This is a genomic window from Mycobacterium aquaticum (genome assembly GCF_002086485.1).
Taxonomy (GTDB): Bacteria; Actinomycetota; Actinomycetes; order Mycobacteriales; family Mycobacteriaceae; genus Mycobacterium; species Mycobacterium aquaticum.
Window position 1 is genome coordinate 63,743 of sequence record NZ_MVHF01000022.1, and the last position, 23,664, is coordinate 87,406.

The 23,664-nt window shown below is 65.8% G+C and carries 19 protein-coding genes and 6 pseudogenes; 14 read left to right on the forward strand and 11 right to left on the reverse strand.

What is annotated here, in order from left to right; genetic code table 11:
* Positions 1-56: 56 nt before the first annotated feature.
* From BST13_RS20825 to BST13_RS20850, 6 genes and pseudogenes are all read left to right on the forward strand, one after another.
* Positions 57-887, forward strand: coding sequence for an enoyl-CoA hydratase (locus BST13_RS20825; RefSeq protein WP_083165918.1), 831 nt, complete (start codon positions 57-59; stop codon positions 885-887).
* A gap of 20 nt (positions 888-907) precedes the next feature.
* Positions 908-2,155 carry an amidohydrolase family protein gene (locus BST13_RS20830; protein WP_083165919.1) on the forward strand — a complete coding sequence of 416 codons (1,248 nt, stop codon included), beginning with the start codon at positions 908-910 and terminating at the stop codon, positions 2,153-2,155.
* 110 nt (positions 2,156-2,265) lie between these two features.
* A pseudogene (locus tag BST13_RS20835) lies at positions 2,266-2,574 on the forward strand (AMP-binding enzyme); the annotation flags it as partial.
* Positions 2,571-3,413: an amidohydrolase family protein gene (locus BST13_RS20840; protein WP_095533636.1), complete on the forward strand. Its 843-nt coding sequence runs from the start codon at positions 2,571-2,573 to the stop codon at positions 3,411-3,413. The pseudogene BST13_RS20835 and the gene BST13_RS20840, both read left to right, overlap by 4 nt.
* A complete protein-coding gene (locus BST13_RS20845; RefSeq protein ID WP_083165922.1) occupies positions 3,413-4,459 on the forward strand; it encodes an acyl-CoA dehydrogenase family protein in 1,047 nt (348 codons plus the stop codon). Before BST13_RS20840 ends, BST13_RS20845 begins: the two co-directional genes overlap by 1 nt.
* A 6-nt stretch (positions 4,460-4,465) precedes the next feature.
* The gene (locus BST13_RS20850; protein ID WP_083165923.1) at positions 4,466-5,653 is read left to right on the forward strand and encodes an acyl-CoA dehydrogenase family protein; all 1,188 of its coding nucleotides are present in this window, start codon (positions 4,466-4,468) and stop codon (positions 5,651-5,653) included.
* Here BST13_RS20850 and BST13_RS20855 read toward each other — a convergent pair.
* A complete protein-coding gene (locus BST13_RS20855) occupies positions 5,626-6,744 on the reverse strand; it encodes a DUF6670 family protein (protein WP_083165924.1) in 1,119 nt (372 codons plus the stop codon). The genes BST13_RS20850 and BST13_RS20855 overlap by 28 nt on opposite strands.
* A gap of 232 nt (positions 6,745-6,976) precedes the next feature.
* On the opposite strand from BST13_RS20855, the gene BST13_RS20860 reads away from it, so the two are divergent.
* Positions 6,977-7,564, forward strand: a complete 588-nt coding sequence (locus tag BST13_RS20860) for a TetR/AcrR family transcriptional regulator (RefSeq protein ID WP_083165968.1) — start codon at positions 6,977-6,979, stop codon at positions 7,562-7,564.
* Between the two features lie 57 nt (positions 7,565-7,621).
* On the opposite strand, the pseudogene BST13_RS20865 reads toward BST13_RS20860, so the two are convergent.
* Positions 7,622-8,278, reverse strand: a pseudogene (locus tag BST13_RS20865) (amidohydrolase family protein); the annotation flags it as partial.
* 17 nt (positions 8,279-8,295) lie between these two features.
* Entirely contained in the window at positions 8,296-9,441 is a 1,146-nt protein-coding gene (locus BST13_RS20870) for a thiolase family protein (protein WP_083165926.1), read from the reverse strand.
* A 120-nt stretch (positions 9,442-9,561) separates the two neighbouring features.
* Between BST13_RS20870 and BST13_RS20875 the strand changes: the two genes are divergently transcribed.
* On the forward strand, positions 9,562-11,127 hold the full coding sequence (locus tag BST13_RS20875) for an aldehyde dehydrogenase family protein (RefSeq protein WP_425437031.1): 1,566 nt from the start codon (positions 9,562-9,564) through the stop codon (positions 11,125-11,127).
* 64 nt (positions 11,128-11,191) lie between these two features.
* Here the strand turns inward: BST13_RS20875 and BST13_RS20880 are convergent, their stop codons facing one another.
* Entirely contained in the window at positions 11,192-12,394 is a 1,203-nt protein-coding gene (locus BST13_RS20880) for a cytochrome P450 (protein ID WP_095533637.1), read from the reverse strand.
* 115 nt (positions 12,395-12,509) lie between these two features.
* Here BST13_RS20880 and BST13_RS20885 point away from each other — a divergent pair, with 115 nt between their 5' ends.
* Entirely contained in the window at positions 12,510-13,967 is a 1,458-nt protein-coding gene (locus tag BST13_RS20885) for an aldehyde dehydrogenase family protein (protein WP_095533638.1), read from the forward strand.
* Here BST13_RS20885 and BST13_RS20890 read toward each other — a convergent pair.
* Positions 13,951-14,759 (reverse strand): annotated as a pseudogene (locus BST13_RS20890) (AMP-binding enzyme); the annotation flags it as partial. The gene BST13_RS20885 and the pseudogene BST13_RS20890 sit on opposite strands and share 17 nt — an antisense overlap.
* A gap of 125 nt (positions 14,760-14,884) precedes the next feature.
* Here BST13_RS20890 and BST13_RS20895 point away from each other — a divergent pair.
* Both BST13_RS20895 and BST13_RS20900 read left to right on the forward strand, forming a co-directional pair.
* Positions 14,885-15,325: a nuclear transport factor 2 family protein gene (locus tag BST13_RS20895; protein ID WP_083165929.1), complete on the forward strand. Its 441-nt coding sequence runs from the start codon at positions 14,885-14,887 to the stop codon at positions 15,323-15,325.
* 45 nt (positions 15,326-15,370) lie between these two features.
* Complete coding sequence (locus BST13_RS20900) at positions 15,371-16,408, forward strand: TIGR03857 family LLM class F420-dependent oxidoreductase (protein ID WP_083165930.1); 1,038 nt, start codon at positions 15,371-15,373, stop codon at positions 16,406-16,408.
* Between the two features lie 147 nt (positions 16,409-16,555).
* Here the strand turns inward: BST13_RS20900 and arsB are convergent.
* The 3 genes and pseudogenes from arsB to BST13_RS20920 form a co-directional block, all read right to left on the reverse strand.
* A pseudogene (arsB, locus tag BST13_RS20910) lies at positions 16,556-18,066 on the reverse strand (ACR3 family arsenite efflux transporter).
* Positions 18,063-18,428, reverse strand: coding sequence for an ArsR/SmtB family transcription factor (locus BST13_RS20915; RefSeq protein ID WP_083165933.1), 366 nt, complete (start codon positions 18,426-18,428; stop codon positions 18,063-18,065). The pseudogene arsB and the gene BST13_RS20915 overlap by 4 nt, the downstream one beginning before the upstream one ends.
* 3 nt (positions 18,429-18,431) lie before the next feature.
* Positions 18,432-18,935, reverse strand: a complete 504-nt coding sequence (locus BST13_RS20920) for an ArsI/CadI family heavy metal resistance metalloenzyme (protein ID WP_083165934.1) — start codon at positions 18,933-18,935, stop codon at positions 18,432-18,434.
* A 101-nt stretch (positions 18,936-19,036) separates the two neighbouring features.
* On the opposite strand from BST13_RS20920, the gene BST13_RS20925 reads away from it, so the two are divergent.
* Positions 19,037-19,396: an Rv2640c family ArsR-like transcriptional regulator gene (locus tag BST13_RS20925; protein ID WP_083165935.1), complete on the forward strand. Its 360-nt coding sequence runs from the start codon at positions 19,037-19,039 to the stop codon at positions 19,394-19,396.
* Between the two features lie 115 nt (positions 19,397-19,511).
* Entirely contained in the window at positions 19,512-20,570 is a 1,059-nt protein-coding gene (locus BST13_RS20930; protein ID WP_083165936.1) for a cupin domain-containing protein, read from the forward strand.
* A gap of 14 nt (positions 20,571-20,584) precedes the next feature.
* On the opposite strand, the gene BST13_RS20935 is transcribed toward BST13_RS20930, so the two are convergent.
* A complete protein-coding gene (locus BST13_RS20935; RefSeq protein WP_083165937.1) occupies positions 20,585-22,084 on the reverse strand; it encodes an acyl-CoA carboxylase subunit beta in 1,500 nt (499 codons plus the stop codon).
* 145 nt (positions 22,085-22,229) lie between these two features.
* Here BST13_RS20935 and BST13_RS20940 point away from each other — a divergent pair.
* Positions 22,230-22,439 (forward strand): annotated as a pseudogene (locus BST13_RS20940) (cytochrome P450); the annotation flags it as partial.
* Between the two features lie 17 nt (positions 22,440-22,456).
* Here BST13_RS20940 and BST13_RS20945 read toward each other — a convergent pair.
* Both BST13_RS20945 and BST13_RS20950 read right to left on the reverse strand, forming a co-directional pair.
* Positions 22,457-22,822, reverse strand: a complete 366-nt coding sequence (locus BST13_RS20945) for a VOC family protein (RefSeq protein WP_245839755.1) — start codon at positions 22,820-22,822, stop codon at positions 22,457-22,459.
* 10 nt (positions 22,823-22,832) lie between these two features.
* Positions 22,833-23,324 (reverse strand): annotated as a pseudogene (locus tag BST13_RS20950) (amidohydrolase family protein); the annotation flags it as partial.
* Between the last annotated feature and the right edge of the window lie 340 nt (positions 23,325-23,664).

Here is a 23,664-nt window from a genome sequence, read left to right on the forward strand (position 1 = left end):
GTCGCAGGCCCGTCCGGCGGCTTGCGGAATACTCTACCGATAGGTATACAGTATCTGTGGCTGCAGACAGCTCTGTGGGTGACCCGGCGGTGGCCGAAGCGGTGCTCTACGACGTCACCGACAGCGGCGTCGCAGTCCTCACGCTCAACCGGCCCGAGCGGCTGAACTCCTGGGGCGCTGACATCTCCGCCGGGGTGTACGCGAATTTCGACCGCGCCGAAGCCGATCCGGCGGTGCGCGTCATCGTACTGACGGGAAGCGGTCGGGGGTTCTGTGCCGGTGCGTACATGGGATCCATGGCGGCCCTTGGCGACTCGATCAACGAGGACACCGACGTCAGCAAGATCGTCGGCGAGAGGCATCCGCACTTCCTCACCGCCCTGCGCAAGCCGGTCGTCGCCGCCATCAACGGGGCGTGCGTCGGCATCGGTCTGACCCATGCCCTGATGTGCGATGTGCGGTTCGCGGCCGCGGGCGCGAAGTTCGCCACCGCGTTCCCGCGGCGGGGCTTGGTCGGCGAGTACGGGATCACCTGGATCCTCCCGCGGTTGGCGGGCTGGGGCGCGGCGGCCGACCTGTTGTTGAGCGGCCGCACATTCCTTGCCGAGGAAGCCGCGCAACTCGGCCTCGTCAAAGAGGTTGTGGCGCCCGAGGATCTGCTGCGCCGAGCACTGGAGTACGACGAGGACCTGGCCCGCAACTGCTCGCCGGCGTCGATGGCGGTCATCAAACGGCAGCTGTACGGCGATGCTCACGATGACGTGCTCGCTGTCAGCAGCCGCGCGGAACGCCTCATGCACGAGTCGATGGTCCGGCCCGACCTTGTCGAGGGCATCACCGCGTTCTTCGAGAAGCGACCGCCGAATTTTCCGCCGCTGAAAGGCTGAAAGGTTGAAAGGTTGATGACATGACCGATGCCCCAGACCGGCTGCCGTACTTGGCCGTAGACGTCGACAATCACTACTACGAGCCGATCGACGCCTTCACCCGGCACCTGCCCAAGGAATTCAAGCGCCGCGGCGTGCAGATGGTGGCCGACGGCAAGCGCACCTTGGCGATGATGGGGGAGAAGGTCAACCACTTCATCCCCAACCCGACCTTCGACCCGACCATCGAACCGGGCTGCCTGGACCTGTTGTTCCGCGGCGAGATTCCCGAAGGCGTCGACCCCGCATCGCTGATGAAGGTCGACCGGCTTTCCGAACACCCCGAATATCAGAACCGCGATGCCAGGGTGACAGTGCTGGACCGCCAGCGGCTGGAAACCGTGTTCATGCTGCCGACTTTCGCGTGCGGGGTCGAGGAGGGGCTCAAGCACGATATCGAGGCCACGATGGCCTCGGTACACGCGTTCAATTTGTGGCTCGACGAGGATTGGGGATTCGACCGCCCCGACGGCCGGATCGTCTCGGCGCCCATCATTTCGCTGGCCGATCCCGAGAAAGCCGTCGAAGAGGTCGAATTCGTGCTGGGTCGCGGCGCGAAGTTGGTTCTTGTGCGTCCCGCTCCAGTGCCGGGCGTGGTGAAGCCCCGCTCGCTGGGTGACCCGTTGCACGATCCAGTGTGGGCGCGGCTGGCCGAAGCCGGTGTGCCGGTGGGCTTTCACCTTTCCGACAGCGGGTACCTGGCCATCTCGGCGCTGTGGGGCGGCAAGTCCACGTTCGAGGGGTTCGGCAAGCGTGACCCGCTGGACAACGTGTTGCTCGATGACCGGGCGATCCACGACACCATGGCCTCATTGATCGTGCACCAGGTGTTCACCCGACATCCCGAGCTCAAGGTCGTCAGCATCGAGAACGGCTCGTACTTCGTCTACCGGCTGATCAAACGACTGAAGAAGGCGGCCAACAATGCGCCGTACCACTTCAAGGAGGATCCGGTCGAGCAGCTGCGCACCCACGTGTGGATCGCGCCGTACTACGAAGACGACGTGTCACTGCTCGCCGACACCATCGGCGTCGACAAGATCCTCTTCGGATCGGACTGGCCGCACGGCGAGGGCTTGGCCGACCCGACCACGTTCACCGCAGACATTCCGCAGTTCCCGGAATTCAGCCACGAAGACACCCGAAAGGTCATGCGTGACAACGCACTCGAACTCCTCGGTGATCCGCAACGGACCGCGCCGGGTGCCCGGCATCTGGTGTCGGCCTAGCCGCCGCGATGGGTGAGTGGACCATCGGTGAGGTCCTCGACACGATCGCGGATGCGGCGCCGGACCGGGTGATGACGATCTGTGGCGAGCGCCGCACGACGTTCGCGCAGGGCGAGAAGGTGTTCGTCGAAGAGGTCGAAGAGATCCTGCGCGCTGTTCCTGAGGTCGTCGACGCGCTGGTGGTCGGTCGACCCAGCCAACGGTGGGGCCAGGAGGTCGTGGCGATCGTGGCGCTGCGCTCCGCGCTCGGGGCCGACGTTCTGCAGGAGCACTGCGCGGCGCGGTTGGCGCGGTTCAAGATTCCCAAGGATGTGGTGTTCGTCGAGGTGGTGCGCAGGCTCGGCAACGGCAAGGCGGATTACCGCTGGGCCCAGAACGTGGCGATGGCAGCAGGTCAGACGAAGAGAGAATGCGTATGAGTCACAAGGTCATCGATTGTCTGGTCAACGTGCACTTCGGCGAGACCCAGAATCAGCCTGCCTTCATGACGAAGGTGCGCGACGACTACTTCAACGGCCCGCAATCGATGTACGACCCGATCGACCTCGCAGAACTGCTCGACGAGATGGACACGCACGCGGTGCGCCGGGCCATCCTGATGGACTCGCTGGCCAAACCGTCGGTGACGGCGCGGAAGTTCGTCGACGCCCACCCGGATCGGTTCGCGCTGGCGATGGGCGGAGTGAACCTGCTGCGGCCCATGCCGTCGTTGCGCGAGCTCACCGCTGTGGCCCGCGATCTTCCTGTGGCGTATGCGGTTGTGGGGCCGAGCTTTTGGGGCGACGGGCAGTACCCGCCCAGCGACGCGGTCTATTACCCGCTCTACGCCAAATGCGCCGAGCTCGAATTGCCGTTGTGCGTCAACGCCGGTCTCCCGGGGCCGCCCATTCCCGGGGAGGTGCAGAACCCGATCCATCTGGACTGCGTGTGTGTGCGGTTCCCGGAGCTCAAACTGTGCATGATCCACGGAGCCGATCCGTGGTGGGATATTGCGATCCGGATGCTCATCAAATACCAGAATCTGCGGTTGATGACGTCGGCGTGGTCGCCGAAACGGTTGCCGGAGAGCCTGTTGCACTTCATGTGCACGCGCGGCAAGGGCAAGATCATCTTCGCCTCGGATTTCCCGGTGCTGCGGATGAACCGTGTGGTCCCCGAGGCGCTGGCCCTCGACGTACCGTCCGACGTGCTCGACAACTACCTGTACCACAACGCCGCCGAGTTCTTTTTCGGCGAAAGCCGAGAAGGGGAGCGCTGATGGACCGCTACGAACTGCGCAGGCTGGATTACAGCCTGACCGAGGACCACGTCGCCCTGCAGTCCGCGTACCGGCAGTTCTTCAAGACCCATTGCGATATCGAGGCGGTTCGGGCCGCCGAGCCCTCCGGTTTCGACAAGAGCCTGTGGGAACGGTTGTGCGCCATGGGCGCCACTACGATGGCCGTGCCGGAATCGGTCGGCGGCGACGGCGCGACACTCGTCGACCTGACCCTGGTCGCCGAGGAGCTCGGCAGGTCGCTGGCCCCGGTGCCGTGGATCGACCATGTTGTCGCGGCGCGGCTGCTCGCGCGGTTGGGTGTCCTGGATTCGCCGGAGGTCGTGCAGGGCACGCAGATCGTCGGACTCGACCCGCAGCAGGTCGCACCGACCGGTGCCCGGTTGATCCCGACGGCATCGATCGCCGACCACCTCATCGTCCGCGATGGCCAGAATGTGCTGAAGCTGGGATTCTCCACGCGACCGGCCCGGGTCGACAACATCGGCAAGCTTCCCATGGGTTGGGTGGACCCGGCCGTCGCGGACAGCAGGGTGGTGCTCGCCGGCGGCGCGGCCGCCGAAGCGGAATACCAACGGGCACTGGATGAATGGCGGCTGCTGACTGCTTCTGCGTTGGTCGGCCTCGTCGAGGAGACCATGACCACCGCCGCCGAATTCGCCAAGACCCGGTACACCCTGGGGGTGCCGATCTCGACCCTGCAGGGCATTTCGCATCCCCTGGCCAACATCGCCATAGCGGTGCAGGGTGGACGTGGCCTGGCGCGCCGGGCCGCCTGGTTCCTGGACAACGAACCCGATGAGCGGCCCGAGTTGGCGCCGTCCGCATTCGTGTTCATGGCCGAGGAGGCGGCCAAGGCGGCCACCATGGCTGTGCACGTACAGGGCGGGCTCGGCGTGTCAGCCGAGGCTGCCGCCACCGCCTACCTGGTGCGGGCGCGCGGCTGGCCGCTCGCCGGCGGCGATCCGGGGGCCACCGCCGTGCGCATCGCCCAGATCGTGACGGCCCGTGAGAACGGGGAGGCCTAGGACGCAATGGATTTCTCACAAGTCGAGCTGTCCGCAGAAGACGAAGCGTTCCGCGCCGAGGTTCGGGACTTCCTCGGCCGCATCGTCACCGAGGACGTCATCCGGCGTGACCGCGAAACCGGTGACAACTTCGACGAGGGCGTGCACCTGCAACTCGCTGCGGCGGGGTATCTGGAGAAGGAGTGGAAATCCGATGCGGACGGCGGATTCAGCCGGGTGCGGCGCAGGATCTGGGAGCTGGAGAAACGCCGGGCCGAAGTACCGTGGGTGACGTGGGGCACCACCGCGATGGTGGCGCGCTCGGTGGCGAAATTCGCCTCCCCCGAGATCCGCGACGATGTGCTGCGTGGGGTGTTCGACGGCACGGTGCGGTTGTGCCTGGGTTACACCGAACCCGACGGCGGTTCGGACGTCGCGACCTGCAAGACCCGTGCGGTGCGTGACGGTGACCAGTGGATCATCAACGGCGCCAAGATGTTCACCACCGGCGCCCACAATTGCCAGTACGTCTTCCTGATCACCAATACCGACCCGGATGCGCCGAAACACAAGAGCCTCACCATGTTCCTGGTACCTCTGGATTCGCCGGGCATCGAGATCCAGGGCATCCGCACCGTCGATGGCGACCGCACCAACATCGTCTACTACTCCGATGTGCGGGTGGACGACCGTTACCGGCTCGGTGATGTCAACGGCGGCTGGACCGTGGTGCGCGAGCCCCTCGACGCCGAGCACGGGGCTGTTGCCGCGGCCGACGACGGCCTGGCCGACGTGGCGATCATGATGCACCAGGCGGGGTTCATGGCCGACGCGGCCGACAACGTCGCGGCGCTGGTGGGCACGCCCGACGCCGCTGGCCACCGGGCCGTCGATGACGGGTCGGTGGCATATCGGTTGGGGCGCAGCATGGCTCGGCTGGAGGCGGCCCTGTCCACCCCGAGCATCTTCGGTCGGGTCGCGCTGGCTCAGACCATGCGTGACATCGCTCCCGATCTCATGGACGTCGCCGGGTCGGTGGCGACGCTGCCCGTCGGATCCGAAGGCGGCGCCGACGACCGCACTGAGTACGTGTACCGTTTCGCACCGCTGGTCGGCATCTACGGAGGCACGCTCGAGGTGTTCCGCAATATGATCGCCCAGCATGTGCTGGGGCTCGGTAAGCCGAATTACTCTCCGCCCCGCAAGGCGTCCTGACCGGGCGTCGGTTCGATGCGGGTGCGCTGCGTGTCAACCCATTCCACGTAGCCCGACCCGCCGACGGGATGTCCGTCGTAGTGGCCGTCGAACGTGTAGGCACTCACATAGCCGCGACCGTGCCCATAGCGCCAGGGCGCGTCGACGGTGCAGTCGAGCGTGAGAATCGGCGCCCCGGTGTCGTCGGTCACCGTCCACCGGAATCGCTCGGGCACGTCCATGCTGCGGCCGCGCTCGTCGATCAGCGGAGCGTCGCGGTATTCCAGGATGTCCATGTGAGTGTTGGTGTAGACCTCGGAGGATTTGCCGAGGACACGCAAATGCGCGAGGCGGCAGGCGATTCGGCCGCGGGCGCGCACATCGGTCAGCAGCATCTGGGTTTCTGCGTCGAGGTTGACGATCTGGTAGGTGAAGAAGTCGATCGGCAGTTTCAGCGGCGCCGGGACCGGCCGTCGGGTCAGCGACTGGTGAGTGAGGAAGCGCGCGTACTCGACGGTGCCGAGTCCGTCGATCGCGGTGGTGCCCGACTCATCCTCGATGGTTCCGGAGTAGGTGGCCAGCAGGCTCAGGTGATCGTAGATCGGTGCCTTGACGAAATAGGAGACCTGGTCGGTCACGGCGAGCTGCAGGTCGACCGAAAAGCCTTGGTAGCGGCCGCTGACCGTGACATCGGGGTAGCGCACATCGATGGTCAGATCCTCACCCCAGCGCAGCAACGTGCCGTCCTCGCTGAACTGGCAGCCTGCCGCTGCGTCATACGCGCGGTAGTGGTGTTGCTCGCCCTCGGCCGTCGACGACAGCACGGTGGTGGTGCGCCGGGCGTCCCGCGCAGCCAGGTAGTCGTTGTCGAACAGTTCTGAACCGGTCGCCCCGATGATCGTCATGGTGTTCAGGTACCGGTGCGGCGCGGGCAACTGCGGGAGGAACACCCCGTAGTGGGTGGCCGTCCATGGTCCCGACGAGACGTGTGGGCGCAGCGTCGCTGGTGAGTCGAACGGCAGGCGCGAGGCCGGCAAGCGGCGATCGACCCGGGGCCACAACCCGTCGACGACGAGGCGCGACACCGCCCGCGAGATGGGCTGTCCGTTCACCGTCGTGGTCTCTTCTCAGCGCATTGGCAGCCGATCCCGACCGATGTCATCCGTCCCCCGTATCGACTTGCGGTGGCCACCCGGTTCGGTGAAGTGACCTATCGGTAACATACGGGGAAGTGACCTCCCGGTCAATCCTTGGCTGGGTTCAGATGGTCGATGCGGCGGGCCGGGTGATCGGCGGTTCGATAGCGTCATACGAGTGCGACCCAACCGAACCGGCACCAAGGGCATGCCCCGCCAGCAGCGAGAACAAACGATCCTCTCGGCGGCGTCGGCCGAATTCGGTGCGTCCAGCTATGCGGGTGCACACATGAGCGTCATTGCCGCCAACGCCGACGTCTCGAAGGCGCTCGTGCTGTCGTACTTCGGTTCGAAGGAAGACCTCTACATCGCCTGCGTCGAGCGCGCCGGGGAAACGCTGGCTGCCGCCATCGGTGACGCGATGCCCGTGCCGTCCGGCGGCGCGAGCGACGGCGAGCGAGTCCTCGAGGCGATCTTCACCACGCTGGCCGATCGGCCCAGCGACTGGCCTGTCGTCTATGACCGGACGGTGCCCGCCGGTCGTGCCCGCGACGCTGGGCGCCAGCAGCGCACCATTCTGCGGGAGCAGGCCATGGCCGGCGTCACTCGTGCGCTGGCCGACGTCGGCCTCGACGATCCCGATGACCTCTCGGCGGCCACGGTGGTCTGGGAGCACATCGTCTCGGCATTGGTGCAGTGGTGGCAGCAGCATCCCGAGCAATCGGCTGCGGACATGACCGCGCGCGCACGCCGGATCCTCGCCGCGTTGTCCGACCGCCCAGTGCCGACGACGTAGCGTGCCTCAGGCGTGGGCGGGCGCCCTGAGCGCCGCCGGATCCGGGTTGGCGATCGGCAGCCCCATGAACCGCCGGGCGTTGTCGCCTATGAAGTCGTAGGTGCGCGGCGGTTCCCATTTGTTGACGTAGTCGTCCAGGGGTGGATAGCTGGCGTGCAAGACGATGGGCAGCCCGACGGCTTCGATGTCGCGCCAGAGCGGGTCGAACTCGGGCAGCGCGGGGGACAGCCACCCGTGCAGGCCGTTGACCGGGCCGGGTTTGATGAGGGCGACCTTGGCGCCATGATCGAGGACCCACTCCAGTTCCCGTTGTGCCGCATCGACTTCCGAGAGGTTGATGATCGGGGTGGTGAACACCCGGCCCAGATGATCGAACCCCCAGTGTTCATGGATCCATTCGTTGAGGGCGTGGATGATCGCGAGCGTCAGTTGCGGATCGTCGGCGCTGGAGTGCTCCACGAGACTGCCGAGGGTGGGATAGTTCAGCGCCTCGACCACGCCTTGTCGATCCAGTTCCTTGACGCGGTCCTCGGGCTTGCGGGTGGCCGCCGGCGCCTCGACGGACTTGCCCTGCATCTCGCGCAGTGTCAGGCCCTCGGTGTTCTCGCCGGCGCGGCTGTACTTCTCGGGCAGGAACTTCGTCAGCGCATCGGCTGTCTCGTACATGTGCTGGTCGGCATCGAAAATCGGTGCGTCCCGGAACTGTTCGGTCATGGGGTTCCGCCCGCCGATCAAAGTGTCAGGACTGTGGCGCCCGCGGTCCCGGGTGCGCCGTAGAGCTGAGCGAAACCGACCCTTGGGCCGCCGGGCACCTGGCGATCACCGGCCTCACCGCGTAGTTGGCGCACCAACTCGTGGAGCTGGCGCAGGCCCGACGCGCCGATGGGCTCGCCGTTGGCGATCAGCCCGCCGTCGGTGTTGACCGGCAGCGAGCCGCCGATCTCGGTCGCCCCGTCGGCCAGCAACTTTTCTTGATCCCCGTCGGCGCAGAAGCCGCACTCGGCCATGTGGATGATCTCGGCTCCGGCGTCGGTGTCCTGCAGTTGCACGATGTCGACATCATCGGGTGCCACACCGGCCTTTTCGAACGCCGCGCGCGCCGCGTACACGGTGGGCGCGACGTCTTCGTCCACGGGGGCGCACGTGGTGTTGACCTCGTATGCGCCGTATCGGCGGGTTCGTATCTCGACGGCCTTGAGATAGACGGGCTTGGCGGTGTACCGGTGCGCGATGTCGGCCCGACACATCACCACCGCCGCGGCACCCTCGTCCGGGGCGCAGAACATGTACTGGGTGAGCGGATAGTTGAGCATCGCCGAAACCAAGATGTCGTCCTCGGGGATCGGTTTGCGCCGGAACGCATTCGGGTTCAGGGCGCCGTTGCGGAAGTTCTTGGCCGCGACCCGGGCCAGGGTGCGCTGCGAGATGTTGTGCTCGTGCAGATACCGGTTGGCCTTCATCCCGAAGAACTGGGTGGTGAGGTACTGGCCGTTCTCGGCATACCAGCGTGGCATGCCGACCAGTGCCGGATCCTCGGTGAACGCACCGCGGGGATGCTTGTCGAGGCCTACGGCGATGCCGATGTCGTAGTCGCCCAGCCGGATACCGTCTGCGCACACCTTGGTGGCGCTGGCCGCCGTGGCGCAGGCGTTGAAGACGTTGGTGAACGGGATGCCCGACAGGCCCACCATGCCGACGATCGCGTCGGGGTTGGCCACCGTCCAACTGCCACCGGTCGCGGCGCCGATGTCCTTCCACTCGACGCCGGCGTCGGCGACGGCGGCGAAGATGGCATCTACGCCCATCTGCATCGCGGATTTGCCTTCGAAGCGGCCGAAGGGGTGCAGGCCTACGCCGATGATGGCCACGTCGTTCATGTGACTCCCTTGTGTTCAGCCCTGGTCAACCTGAGAGCATAGAGCAACTGTAATGCTTACAGTAATGTACTCGTGGTGGCTGCGGGCATGGCTGAGCAAGCCTGAGCACAGGCTGGCGGGATGACCGGTGACGGTCGGACGGGGAGGCGCGGGTTGAGCGACATCGTGGCCGGGTCGGCCAGCATCGAGATCGGCCGTCGCGCGGCGGGCCGTGCCGAGACACGCATGCTCATCGACGGCGAGCTGACCGGTGCGCGATCCGGGGCGCAGTTCGCCAACGTCAGTCCCGCGACCGGGCTGGTGCTCGGGACGACGGCCGCGGCCGGTGCGGAGGACATGGACGCCGCGATCGCAGCCGCCCGTCGTGCGTTCGATGACACGGACTGGTCGACCAACCGATCGCTGCGCCGACGCGCGCTGCACCAGCTGCAGGCGGCCATCGAGACCGAAAAAGACCAGCTGCGTGAGGAATTGATCGCCGAGGTGGGATGCCCGGTGATGACGACGCAGAACGCCCAGCTGGACTGGCCACTGGCTGACGCGCTGCGTTACCCCGCGCAGCTCATCGACTCGTTCGAGTGGGAGCGACGACTCGACGGCGGCGGACTGTTCGGCGAACGCAACGCACGCACCGTCGTCAAGGAACCGGTCGGCGTCGTCGCGGCCATCACCCCGGCGAACTTCCCGATCGAGGTGATCCTCAACAAACTCGGACCCGCACTCGCGGCCGGGAACACCGTGGTGCTAAAGCCCGATCCGAACACACCGTGGAACGCCACCCGGCTGGGGCGGCTCATCGCCGAACACACCGACATTCCGGCGGGTGTCGTCAACGTCGTGCCGACTCCCTCCAACGACGTTGCCGAGCAGCTGGGCACCGACCCTCGGGTCGACATGGTCTCGTTCACCGGATCCACCGCCGTCGGTAAACATCTGATGCGCGTGGGCGCCGACACCATGAAGCGCACCTTCCTGGAGCTCGGTGGCAAATCGGCGATGATCGTGCTCGACGACGCCAACCCGGCGCACGTCATCCCCGGTGCGGTCGGCGCCTGCGTGCATGCGGGCCAGGCATGCGCGGCGAACACCCGGATGCTGGTGCACCGCAGCTTGTTCGGCGACGCGGTCGCCACCGTGACGGCCGCGCTCGCCGGGGTACCGGTCGGCGATCCGGCCCTGCCGACGACATTGGTCGGACCCCTCATCAGCGCGGCCCAGAAGCGACGCGTCCTCGACGCGATCGCGCGGGCACGTGACGACGGCGCCCAGATCGTGGTGGGCGGCGGGGAGCCCGCAGAGCTGGCTGATCATCTGCGCGACGGGCATTTCGTCGCGCCCACTGTGGTGATCGGCGCGGACCCGGGCGCGGCGATCGCCCAGGAGGAGGTGTTCGGCCCGGTGCTGGTGATGATCCCGTTCGACGATGACGACGATGCGGTCCGCGTCGCCAACAACAGCGCCTTCGGGTTGGCCGGTGCGGTGGTGTCCCGTTCACCCGAACGCGCCATGCGCATTGCGCGCCGGGTCCGGACCGGGGCCGTCGGCGTCAACGGCGGCATGTACTACGGAGTCGACGCGCCATTCGGCGGTTACAAGAACAGCGGCCTCGGACGTCAGTGCGGCATCGAGGGTTTCGCGCAGTACACCGAGACGAAGACCATCGGGTGGCGGTTGCCGCGGAGCTGATTTCCCCGCGAGTCTTTCCCGCCGAGCAGACACTGCGGTCCGCGACACGCCGCAGTTCGCGTACCTAGCCGTCTGCTCGCGCGTCGAAGGTGACTGGCATGGCAGTCGGGGAGCGGAACGGCTGGCCGAAGATGTGCGGATCCTCGTCGGTGACCAACGTGAGGTTGGTGACCCGCCGCAACAGGCATTCCAATGCCACCCGGGTCTCCATGCGGGCCAGGTGCAGGCCCATACATGTGTGCTCACCCGCGGCGAAGGTGATGTGCGGCACCCGGTCTCGGAAGATGTCGAACTCGTCGGGCCGTTCCCAGCGATTCTCGTCGCGGTTGGCGGAGCCGATGCAGACATCGATCACCGCACCCGCAGGCAGCGCGACCCCGTTCAGTTCGGTGTCCTGGGTGGCCGACCGCTGCACCGTGGTCAACGGAGTCTCGTATCGCAGCCCCTCCTCGATGGCCTGCGGGATGAGCTCGTGATCCCGTTGCAGGGCCGCGAATTGGTCGGGGTGGGTCAGCAGCAGATAGAGCAGGTTGCCCGACGAGCGGTAGGTGGTCTCCAGCCCGGCCGGCAGCAGCAACCGCAGGAACGAATAGATGGCTTCATCGCAGAGCCTTTCGCCGTCGATCTCAGCGGTGACCAGGTCGCCGATGATGTCTTCGGTGGGTTGGGAGCGACGCTGGTCGATCTGGCCGAGGAAATAGTCTTTCAACGCCGCGGAGGACTCGAAAGCACGCTTGTACTTGACCGTGTAGCTGATCAGCTCGACCGCCCGCTGCCGGAACCAGGGCAGGTCTTCCTCGGGAAGGCCCAGCAGCGTGGAGATCACCCGGGTGGGGAACTCGAAGGTGAAATCGCGCACCAGATCCGCGGTTCCGGCGTGGACGAACTCGTCGACCAGCGATTCGCAGACCGGACGCACGATCTCGGGCTCCCAGCGGGCGAGGGAGCGGGATTTGAACGCCGCCGACACGAGATTGCGGTGGTCGCGGTGGGTCTTGCCCTCCATGGCGAGGATCGTCGGGCCGATGAACAGGCCGACGGTGCTGTCGTAGATCTTGGAGTCGAACACCTTGCCGTCGCGGAACACGGTGTTGACGGCGTCGAACGAGACTGCAGCGTATTGGTGTTCGGGCAACAGGGATTCCGGAGCCTTGGACCAGTCCATGACCGAGCCGCGGAACACGCCACCCTGCGCGCGGTGCCGCGCGAAGATCGGGTACGGGTTGCGCAGCAGGTTGACTGACTCATCGATCGTGACGTCCGGCATGGGGGCCTCCACATGTCGTAGTTACCGTAAATATTACAGTAACTATTTTCAGACCGATACGGTCGTTGGTGTTACCGTTGGCCTTACCGGAGAGGCTGACAGTCAATGAGGGGACATGGTGATGACATCCGGGCTCTCGGCCGGGCTGGCGGCCCAACGTCGGGCGTTCCTCGATGACGGCCCACCCGATGCCGCGCTGCGGCGCAACCGCATTGACCGGCTGATGGCGATGATTCTCGACAACGCCGAGGATTTCGTCACGGCCACCGCGACCGACTACGGGTCTCGATCTCGGTCGGCGGCGTTCTTCGCCGAGATACTCGGCATGATATCGGTCATCGAACACACCAGAGCCCATGTGCCGCAATGGATGAAGTCCACCAAGCTGATGCGGGCGGCGCGGGCGGTGCGACTGCGTGCCGAGGTGGTTCCGTCTCCGCTCGGAGTGGTCGGCATCATCGGGCCGTGGAACTTCCCGATCCAGTTGACGGTGTTGCCCGCCGCCGCGGCCTTCGCCGCGGGCAATCGCGTGATGATCAAGATGTCGGAGGTGACCCCGTGTACTGCTGCACTGATGGCCGCAACCGCGCCGCGTTACTTCGACACGCGTGAACTACATGTCGTCACCGGCGGCCCCGATATCGCAGCCGAGTTCGCCGGACTGCCCTTCGACCACCTGTTCTTCACCGGGTCACCGACAATCGGCGCGCGCGTCCACCAGGCCGCCGCGCGGAATCTGGTCCCGGTCACCTTGGAACTCGGCGGCAAGAACCCGGTCGTGGTTTCGTCCGACGCGGACGTGACGCGAGCGGCGACGCGAATCGCGCAGGCGCGCATGGTGAACGGTGGCCAGGTTTGCGTCTGTCCCGACTACGTCTTCGTGCCTGATCCGCGGGTGGACCGGTTCGTGGAGGTGGCGCGGCGGACGCTGCATGGACTGTTTCCCACCATCATCGACAACGTCGACTACTGCTCGTCGGTCAATCAAGCGAATTTCGAGCGGGTGGTCGGCCTGATCGACGATGCCCGCGCGCACGGTGCCCGGATCGATTCGGTCGTTCCCGACGGGGAAGTGCTGCCCGACACGCGATCGCGCAAGATCGCCCCGACCCTCATCCGCGGCGTCGACGACCGCATGCGCATCGCCCACGAAGAGGTGTTCGGCCCGGTGCTGGTGGTGCACGGCTATTCGACGGTGGACGAGACGATCGACTACATCAACGAACGGCCGTCTCCGTTGGTCGCGTACTGGTTCGGTCCGGACAATGCCGACTTCCGGCATTTCATGAGCCGTACCCGCAGCGGCGGCGTAGCTCGCAACGACTTTGCCGCCCACATGATTCCGTCAAGCGCACCGTTCGGAGGAGTGGGCCGCAGCGGGATGGGCGCTTACCACGGGAAGGCCGGCTTCGACACGTTCAGCCACCGGCGCACCGTGGTGGGCACCGACCTCTCGTTCAGCATCACAGGCCGGGCGGCACTTCCGTTCACCCGCTCCATGCGGGTCAGCGCGGACCTCGTACTGCGTCGAGCCCGCAGCCGAACCGCGTTACGAATCAAGAAGTTTCGCTGATCGCCTGCTCGCGGGCCCAGCGATAGTCGGCCTTGCCGGCCGGGCTGCGTTCGATCTTCGTCCGGAACACCACCGCCTTGGGCAGCTTGTAGCGCGCGATGGAGGACTCGGCATGTCGGATGAGCGCTGCGGCGTCGACCTCGTCGGCGTCCTCGGCCAAGGCGACGATGGCGACCACCTCCTGTCCCCAACGTTCGCTGGGCCGAGCCGCCACCACGACGTCGCCGACCGCGGGATGCGATGCGATCGCGGATTCCACCTCTTCGGCGAAGATCTTTTCACCGCCAGAGTTGATGTCACCGATTCCCGCCCGAGCAGTTCGATCGCCCCGCCCCCGAGATGGCGGGCCCGGTCGCCGGGCACGGCGTAGCGCACCCCGCCGATCACAGGGAAGGTCGACGCGGCCTTGGCGGCGTCCCCCTTGTAGCCGAGCGGCACATAGCCGCGCTGCGCCAGCCAGCCCAGGCCGTCATGCCCGGGCCGCAGCACCACGCTGAAAGCCTCGTCCACCACGCAAGTGTCAGGGCCGGCCGTGAACGTTCCGGTCGATACGGCGCCCGGTGCCGACAGGTGACTCATCTGCGGGCCCCCGTTGGCGACGACCGCCAGGGACGTGACATCGGCGACGCGGCTCTCGATGGCGGCCAAGAGGGGACGGGCCATCGCGTCACCGACCACTGTTGCCACCAGAACCTGTTCGCGCGCGATGGTACGGACCACGTCGTCGGCGTCGAATCGGTTGACCACGCTGGGGAATACGAGGGTCTTGGCCGGTTTCACTGCCGAACAGACACGTGGGCACCCGAAAACCGGCGTGTCGCGTGCCGCAGCGTCTGCTCGGCGGATGAAGGGGGAGCGCTCTCGACTCGCTGAGGGCACTACGGTATAGATTTCGGTAGCAACCGAGGAGGGCGCGGATGAGCGACGACATCGAGGCGATCAAGCAACTGAAAGCTCGCTACTGCCGGTACCTCGACACCAAGGACATCGATGCCTGGCGTGCGCTGTTCGCCGAGGACGTGGTCGTCACCCTGGACATGGCGGTGTCGACCGGCGGGGCAGACCCGCAGACCGCGCCTCCGCTCAACGGCTTCGACGAGTTCTTTCCCGTGGTGTGGGGCGGCGTCGAACACGCGGCGACGGTCCATCACTGTCACACCCCGGAGATCACGTTGACCTCGGAGACCACCGCGACGGGCATCTGGGCAATGGAGGACATGCTGTACTTCGCCGACGGAGGTCAGCTGCACGGCGCGGGGCACTACCACGAAACTTACGAAAAGCGCGACGGCGCATGGCAGATCACTAGCCTGCACCTCACCCGGACACTGTTGCGGTTCACCAGCGCCAATGGCTGACGTCGTCGAGGTCTGGTATTGCGGCTACCAGCGAGGGGTTTGGATGTGAGCGACCGTGTGCTCGATGAGCTGGGCTACTACCTGTTGGCCGGAGCCGGCGGGGAAGGACCTGCCACGCTGATGGACGAGGCGCGCCGCGGCGAGCAACTCGGCTTCGGTACCGCGTTCATCTCCGAACGGTGGAATGTCAAGGAAGCGTCGTCGCTCGTCGGCGCGGCGTGCGCCGTCACCGAACGGATGCAGATCGCCACCGCGGCAACGAATCACAACACCCGCCATCCACTGATCACCGGATCATGGGCCACCACGATGCACCGCCTCTCGCGAGGCAGGTTCACGCTGGGCATCGGCCGTGGCATCGCGGCGATGTACAACGCGTTCGGGGTTCCGGCCGTGACAACTGCCCAGATGGAGGATTTCGCCGCAGTGATGCGGCGGCTCTGGCACGGCGAGATGATCTTCAACCACGACGGCCCGATCGGGAAATACCCGGTGTTGTTCCTCGACCAGGACTTCGACGAGGATATCCGGCTGGCGCTCGTCGCGTTCGGCCCACAGACACTGGCCCTTGGCGGGCGGGCATTCGACGACGTCATCCTGCATACCTACTTCACACCGGAGACGGTGCAACGCGCCGTGAAGACCGTCAAGGACGCCGCCGAGCAGGTCGGCCGCGATCCCGCCACCGTGCGGGTGTGGTCCTGCTTCGCCACAGTCGGTGATCACCTGCCCGAGGAACTGCGGCTGAAGAAGACCGTCGCGCGACTGGCCACCTACCTGCAGGGCTACGGCGACCTGCTGGTGAGCACCAACGGATGGGATCCAGCTGTGCTGCAACGGTTCCGGGCCGACGCGGTAGTGACCTCCATCCCAGGAGGGATCGATCACAAGGCCAGTGCCCAGCAGATAGAACACATCGCGACGCTGATCCCCGACGAATGGCTCGAACCTTCTGCGACCGGTACCGCCCAGCAGTGCGTGAACCGGATCCGCAAGGAGTTCGATTACGGTGCCGACGCGGTGATCATGCACGGGGCCACCCCGGACGAACTCGAGCCGATCGTCACCGAGTACCGGTCCTGACGAGGTGGGCGCAGTCGCATCGACACCACTCGCAGCCTCGCCGAATGCGTCGACGATGCCTACGAGTTGTGCCAGGTTGCCTGACGGTCCTTGCCTGACTGAACTCAGCGATCGGCCGCGCGGCCCGAGTCTGCCATGCCTGAACCACTATTCGATCCCGACGGCCACGTCCAGTTCGGCCAGTAACTGGCGCACGCGACGGTCGATCTGGTCGCGGATCGGTCGGACGGCGTCGACGCCCTGGCCGGCAGGATCGGGAAGTTCCCAGTTCTCGTAACGTTTTCCGGGGAACACCGGGCAGGTGTCGCCGCAGCCCATGGTGACGACGACGTCGGCGGCGCGAACCATGTCATCGGTCCACGGTTTCGGGTATTCGCCGGTGATGTCGATGCCGACCTCGGCCATCACAGCGATGGCGGCCGGGTTGATCTCGTCGCCGGGTTCGGAGCCGCCCGACCAGGCGACCGCGTTGTCGCCCGCGTACCGCGTGAAGTACCCGAGAGCCATCTGCGAGCGACCCGCGTTGTGGGTGCAGAGGAACAACACAGTCGGTACGGCGGCGTCAGTCATGGGATTCTTCTTCCGTTCGCGGCGTTGGGTCCTTGCGAGTAGTGCCGCCGCAACGCCAATGAGACGTAGACCAGAGCGACGAGCACCGGGACCTCGATCAGCGGTCCGACGACCCCGGCGAGAGCCTGGCCCGATGTGGCGCCATAGGTGGCGATCGCCACGGCGATGGCAAGTTCGAAGTTGTTGCCTGCTGCGGTGAAGGCCAAGGTGGTGGTGCGTTCGTAACCAAGACCCAACACCATGCCGAGCACATTGCCTCCGCTCCACATGATGGCGAAGTAGGCCAATAGCGGCAGCGCGATGCGCGCGACATCCCAGGGCCGGTTGGTGATCTGATCACCTTGCAGGGCAAAGAGAATCACGATGGTGAACAGCAGGCCATAGAGTGCCCACGGCCCGATGCGGGGTAGGAACTGCGTCTCGTACCACCGTCGACCCTTGCGCTGCTCGCCGATGCGGCGCGACAGGTAGCCCGCCAGGAGAGGTATGCCGAGGAAGATGAGCACCGATTTCGCGATCTGCCAGGGCGAGGTGGTGATGTTCGTCTGCGGTAGGTGCAGCCATCCGGGCAGGACGGACAGATAGAACCAGCTCAGCACCGCGAACATGATGACCTGGAAGATCGAATTGAGCGCGACCAGCACTGCGGCGGCCTCGCGGTCACCGCAAGCAAGGTCGTTCCAGATGATGACCATGGCGATGCAGCGGGCCAGCCCGACGATGATCAGCCCGGTGCGGTAGTCGGGAAGGTCAGGCAACAGGAGCCAGGCGAGGGCGAACATCAACGCGGGGCCGACGAGCCAGTTCAGCAGCAACGAGGACAGCATGAGTGCGCGGTCGCCGGTGACGGTGACAAGGCGGTCGTAGCGGACCTTGGCCAGCACCGGATACATCATGATCAACAAGCCCAGCGCGATGGGCAGCGAGATCCCGTCGACCTGAACCCTTTCCAGTGCGGTGTTGAGGCCGGTAACCCACCGGCCGAGCAGCAACCCGGTGACCATCGCCGCACCGATCCATACCGGTAGCAATCGATCCAGGGCAGAGAGTTTGCCCACCACCGCCGGCGTGGACGCGGTGTGGGTCATGCCGACATCTGAGCCGAAGTAGCACCCAGCAGCACTGCCAGACTTGCCAGTGCATCGGGCACCACGGCGTAATACACCCAGGATGCGCGCCGCTGCGAGGTCAACAAGCCGGCGTCGCGCAACACCCGCAGGTGATGGCTGATGGTCGGTTGGGAGACTTCGACCCCGGCGGAGATATCGCACACACAGGCTTCGCCTCCGGCGTGGCTGGCAACCGCCGAGAACAACTGCAACCGCACCGGATCGGCGAGGGCCTTGAGCTTGGTGGCCATGTCCGTGGCCGCCGCGGCCGAGAGGGGTTCACGTAGCAGTGCCCCCGGCGGGCAGCACGCGTCATCGGCCGAACGAGATGATTTCGACATCCGTCAATATTGATGCCTATCGAAGTCGCCGTCAAGTGATCGCTGCTTGGGCTGCGCCGGGTCGGGGGCCGTGCCGGTACAGCACACGCCGCCCGCGGCGTCGTTGTCGTCACGAGGCTCAGCGTCGGCGGCGCCGAAGGTGTCCGAGTCTGCCAGCACGGTGTAGACCTCCCACTTCTCGCCGGCGGGCCCCGTCACCCAGACCTTGTCCTGAGTGGCGAAACAACACGTGGTGCCGATCTCCTCGTCGGTGAACAAGCCTTCATCGGTCAGCCGGGCGATTTCGGCGTGCACCTGCTCGCTGGAGGACACCTCCACACCGAGGTGGTTGATGGTCCCGCCCTGGCCGGGGTTTTCCAGCAACACCAGCTTCAACGGCGGCTCGGACACCGCGAAGTTGGCATATCCCGGCTTCACTTTCGCTGGGGCAATGCCAAACAGCTTGCTGTAGAACGTGATCGCCTCGTCGAGGTTATCGACGTTGAGTGCCAACTGGAGCCGTGACATGTGATCCTCCAGGGGTTGATGAGACATATATCGAACTAGTGCGTCAGAGCTCAGCCTGCCACCTTTTTGATATATGTCAATATCGGTGCGAGTATGGGTGCATGCCCAAGGCGCTGCCCGTGATCGACATGTCCGCGCCGGTGTGCTGCGCCCCGGTGGCCGCGGGGCCGATCAGCGACGAAGATGCGCTGGCAGTTGCGATGCGGCTCAAGGCAATCGCCGACCCGGCGCGGGTAAAGATCCTCTCGTACCTGTTCAGCTCCGCGGCCGGTGAAGAGATCAGCGGGGTATTGGCCACTGCGCTGGACTTGAGCGAATCCACCGTCAGTCACCACCTCGGTCAACTCCGCAAGGCAGGCCTGGTGGTCTCGGATCGCCGCGGAATGAACGTCTTTCACCGCGTGAAACCTGAGGCTCTGCAGGCACTGTGCGTAGTGCTCGATCCGAACTGCTGTCAGTAGATCCGACCCAATGCCTGCTGGCAGGGGTACAGGTGTCCGGTTAGCCGTGACGACGCCAGGCTCCCGGTCGACCAAAGTACAAGGCGGAACACCGGAGCACCGAAGGAGGCGCGAGATGACCATCTCCCTGACCCGATCAACCACCCGGAGCGCACACGCCACGTCCCTGCTCGACGGGGAGGTCGTGGAAGAAAACGACTATGGCTCGATCCGGCGAGTGACCGCCGACAGCTTCCCGATCCTGCGCGGCATGTCGATCAAGCGATTGGTGATCAACCCCGGAGCGATGCGCACGCCGCACTGGCACGCCAACGCCAACGAATTGACGTACTGCGTTTCGGGTTCTGCGCTCGTGTCGGTGCTGGACACCGGAAACAAGTTCGCCGCCTTCACGGTCAGCGCAGGCGAGATGTTCCATGCCGACTCCGGTTCACTGCACCACATCGAGAACATCGGCACCGAACCGGCTGAGTTCATCGTCACCTTCCGCCACGAACGGCTCGAGGACTTCGCCTTGGGTGCGGCGTTCGGCGCCATGACCGATGCGGTGCTGGGCAACACCTACGACCTGGACGCCTCGGACTTCGCGGCGCTCCGCCGCGACACCGTCGATCGCAAACTGGCCGGACGGGTCGGTGACGCGACGGTGCCCGATACCGCCGGTTACCCCGACCCGCACAAGTTCGCGGTCGAGGCCATGACGCCACCCGTGGTCTCGGCCGTCGGCTCGGCCCGCACGGCGCGGGTCCAGTTCTGGCCGGCGCTGAAAGACCTGTCGATGTACTCGCTGCGGGTGCGGGAAGACGGCATGCGGGAACCGCACTGGCATCCGGTCACCGCGGAAATGGGTTATGTGCAAAGCGGTTCGGCAAGGATGACCGTGATGGATCCGGACGGGACACTGGACACCTGGCTGCTGCAGCGCGGCGACGTGTACTTCGTTCCGCGGGCTTACCCGCATCACATCGAGGTCGTCGATTCACCAGACTTGCACTTTCTGATCTTCTTCGATCAGCCCACCCCGGCCGATATCGGCTACCGCACCTCGGCCAGCCTCTACTCGCGTGAGGTGCTGGCCGCGGTATTCAACACCCACATCGACGACCTGCCCGAATTCCCGTTCACCCCGGCCGATCCGCTGATCGTCGCGCGGCGTAACCCCCTCGACCGCTGACGGCCGCGCCGGTGTCACGGCATGATCAGGGTCCGTGACACCGGCTCGGGTGCGCTCTGCCTGCTGTAGATGCCCTGCTGCAGTGCGGCGAGCAGTGCGTTGCGAGTTTCGTCGGGAGCGATGAGCTCGTCGAACCCGAGATGGCCGGCCGACCGGTAGGACGCCTCCAGCTCCATCTGCTTGAGTACCTCGGCGACGTCTCCACCGGCATGCGACGCCCGGCTCAGCGCCGCCGCACCCATCGCGCCCATCGTCGCCCCGGGGTAAGCGAATGTCGCTCCTTGTCCGTCGAAACCCAACAGCGACATCACCATCGAGCCGAAACCGAATGCCTTGCGCAGCGTCACATGGAGCTTGAGCGTCGTCGCGGTGGTCTGAGCGGCGAACATCCGCGCTCCGCTGCGCAATACGCCTGCGCGTTCCGAGCGGCTACCCGGCAGCATGCCGGGGTTGTCGGCGAGGAACACGATCGGCAGGTGGAACGAATCGGCCACGGTGATGAAATGCGCGGCTTTGTCGGCGGCGTCGGCGTCGACAGAGCCTGCCAGCACCTGTGGTTGGTTGGCGACCACGGCGACCGGGTGCCCGCCCAGATGTGCCAGTGCACAGATGATCGCGCGGCCGAACTCCGGTTGCACCTCAAACCAGTCGGTCCGGTCGAACACCGCGTCGAGCACCGCGCGCATGTTGTAGATCTTGCGGTTGTCGCGCGAGACGATGTCGAGCAATTCAGGTGTCGCGCGGGGTCCTGCGGAATCGTCGGGCCCGGCGGTCGGGGGATAGGACCACGCGCTCGGCGGGAAATAAGAGAGGTACCGGCGGATGTCGTCGAGCACGGCCTCGTCGTTGGCGCCGAAGTTGTGGATCACCCCGCTGGCGAGCGCGACGGCGGGCCCGCCGAGCTCCTCCTTCGTAATGTCTTCTCCGGTGGACTCTTTGACGACCGGCGGTCCCGCGGTGAAGATCGCGCCCTGCGGGCTCATGATGGTGAAGTCACACACCGGGGCGACGAGGGCGCCGTGCCCGGCGGACGCGCCGAGTACTGCCGAGATCGTCGGGACGTGCCCCGAACACCGTGCCTGGGCAATGAGATCCGTCGGCGTCCGGCCATAGTGCTCGCCCGCTGCGGCGCGGAATCCCGCGCCCTCCAACAGCATCACAAGTGGAATCTTGTTGCGCAGAGCCAATTCGGCCAGCCGGTAGCGCTTGGCGTTGCCGCCTGGACCGATGCTGCCGGCGTACGTGGTGAAATCCTCCGCGCCGACCATCACCGGGGTGCCGGTGATCATGCCCGAGCCGGTCACGATGCCGTCGGCGGCGATGTCGCCGCCCACCAAGGTGCCGAACTCCTGGAAGGTCCCGGGATCCAGTAGGTGTGCCAACCGGGCTCGGGCGTCCAGCTTGCCCTGGCCGCGGTGTTTGGCCAGCCGCTCGGGACCACCCATGGCATACGAGTTCTGCCTGCGGCGGTCGAGGTTCTCGAGGGACACCTTCCACTCGTGAGCATGGGTCATGCTGGTCTCCGCTCCTCGAACCGACGGTCGGCTTGTAGCCTAGCCCCGTTGACCATACTGAATAGCTTACTGTAGCGTCGATCGGGTGGGCGGGCTGCGGACGAACGATGTGCTCGCCGGCCCGGTCAAGATCGACCGGGGCATCCCCGGCCGTGACCCCAACAAGCACGTGGCGTTCGGCTACGGTGTGCACTTCTGTCTTGGCGCGGCGTTGGCCCGCATGGAGATCAACAGCTTTTTCAGCGAACTGATCCCGCGGCTGAAATCGATCGAGCTGGCCGGTTCACCCCAGCACACCGCCACCACATTCGTCGGCGGGCTCAAGCACCTACCCGTCCGCTACACGCTGACGTAGTGGCAGCCCGCGGACGCTCAGCCGGCGCGGCGATGGGCGATCTGAAAGACGTTGCCACACGGGTCGGAAACCATCGCGCGTCGGTCGCCGTACGGCGTGTCGAGCGGGGCTTCCATGCTGGTCGCACCTGCGGCGAGCGCCCGGTGGTAGACGCGGTCGGCGTCGTCGACATACACGTAGAGAAACGCCGGGAACGCCTCACGCTCGCCGGCCGCGCTGACCATGATCAAAGAGTCGCCTTTGCGCATCTCGGCGGGTCTGCCGGGATGAACCTCGCCGGTGGCGCCGAAGACCGTCCGCAGAAACTCCACAGCGGCAACGACATCCGTGACCACGATGCGCGGTGTGACCGTGTGATATCCGTGGGGTGGTTCGATGTTCACGCGAGCACCGTTAGCTCGACCCCGAGTTGCCCCGCGCGGCGGCGTGCAGCGCGTCCCCGCGGGTGCCCTGCTGGTGATGGCTGAGCGCTCTGATCGAAACATCGTGCCCCTCAGCGGATTTGCGCAGTGCCCCGACCGTCGCGTGGTCGCGCGTGACGTGGCTGAACGGGTCGAACGAGTACCACCGCATGGCGTTCTCGTGGGTCATCTTGTTGATGTCGGCGTCGGGCACATTGTTCTCGGTGAGCACATCCCACAGCTCCTCGGGCGCTCCAGGCCACATCGAGTCACTGTGCGGGTAGTCGGCTTCCCACGCGATGTTGTCGATGCCGATCTTGTCGCGCAGCGTGACCCCGACCGGGTCGGAGATGAAGCAGGTGAGGAAGTGCTCGCGGAACACCTCGCGGAACACCTCGCTGGGCAGCTTGCCGCCGAAGTTCTGGTGGGTCCACGTCGAGTGCATCTCGTAGGTGCGGTCCACGCGCTCCAGGAAGTATGGGAGGCTCAAGGCCGTATTCCTCCTTCGGCCGGCCTGCGACCGCGTTGAGGGCCACGTTGGGGATGACGATGTCGCGGAACTGCCAGGTGTCGGAGCCGTCAGGGTTGTGCACAAGGCGCGGGGCCTCGTCGACGTACTTCTGGGGCAGGTGGTTTTTGAACATGTCCGGCGGCTCGACGATGTGGTCGTCGACGCTGATCAAGATCATGTCGTCTTTGTTCACGGGCACGCTCCGTCCACGACTGGCTTACCGTAATGGCAACAGTTTAGCGCGTGGCCCGAGGCTACGGTTTGTGGTGCGAAAAAGCGGTTTTCGCACCACAAACCGTAGTGTCGGCGTAAC

Bases quoted from the DNA above. Each gene is read 5' to 3' on its own strand.
- BST13_RS20930 (WP_083165936.1), top strand. From the start codon at position 19,512: ATGACCATCTCCCTGACCCGATCAACCACCCGGAGCGCACACGCCACG.
- BST13_RS20880 (WP_095533637.1), bottom strand. From the start codon at position 12,394: ATGCCGGACGTCACGATCGATGAGTCAGTCAACCTGCTGCGCAACCCG.
- BST13_RS20870 (WP_083165926.1), bottom strand. From the start codon at position 9,441: ATGAACGACGTGGCCATCATCGGCGTAGGCCTGCACCCCTTCGGCCGC.
- BST13_RS20920 (WP_083165934.1), bottom strand. From the start codon at position 18,935: ATGTCACGGCTCCAGTTGGCACTCAACGTCGATAACCTCGACGAGGCG.
- BST13_RS20830 (WP_083165919.1), top strand. From the start codon at position 908: ATGACCGATGCCCCAGACCGGCTGCCGTACTTGGCCGTAGACGTCGAC.
- BST13_RS20840 (WP_095533636.1), top strand. From the start codon at position 2,571: ATGAGTCACAAGGTCATCGATTGTCTGGTCAACGTGCACTTCGGCGAG.
- BST13_RS20935 (WP_083165937.1), bottom strand. From the start codon at position 22,084: ATGACCCATGCTCACGAGTGGAAGGTGTCCCTCGAGAACCTCGACCGC.
- BST13_RS20885 (WP_095533638.1), top strand. From the start codon at position 12,510: ATGGTGATGACATCCGGGCTCTCGGCCGGGCTGGCGGCCCAACGTCGG.
- BST13_RS20875 (WP_425437031.1), top strand. From the start codon at position 9,562: ATGACCGGTGACGGTCGGACGGGGAGGCGCGGGTTGAGCGACATCGTG.
- BST13_RS20860 (WP_083165968.1), top strand. From the start codon at position 6,977: ATGCCCCGCCAGCAGCGAGAACAAACGATCCTCTCGGCGGCGTCGGCC.
- BST13_RS20915 (WP_083165933.1), bottom strand. From the start codon at position 18,428: ATGTCGAAATCATCTCGTTCGGCCGATGACGCGTGCTGCCCGCCGGGG.
- BST13_RS20845 (WP_083165922.1), top strand. From the start codon at position 3,413: ATGGACCGCTACGAACTGCGCAGGCTGGATTACAGCCTGACCGAGGAC.
- BST13_RS20925 (WP_083165935.1), top strand. From the start codon at position 19,037: ATGCCCAAGGCGCTGCCCGTGATCGACATGTCCGCGCCGGTGTGCTGC.
- BST13_RS20895 (WP_083165929.1), top strand. From the start codon at position 14,885: ATGAGCGACGACATCGAGGCGATCAAGCAACTGAAAGCTCGCTACTGC.
- BST13_RS20850 (WP_083165923.1), top strand. From the start codon at position 4,466: ATGGATTTCTCACAAGTCGAGCTGTCCGCAGAAGACGAAGCGTTCCGC.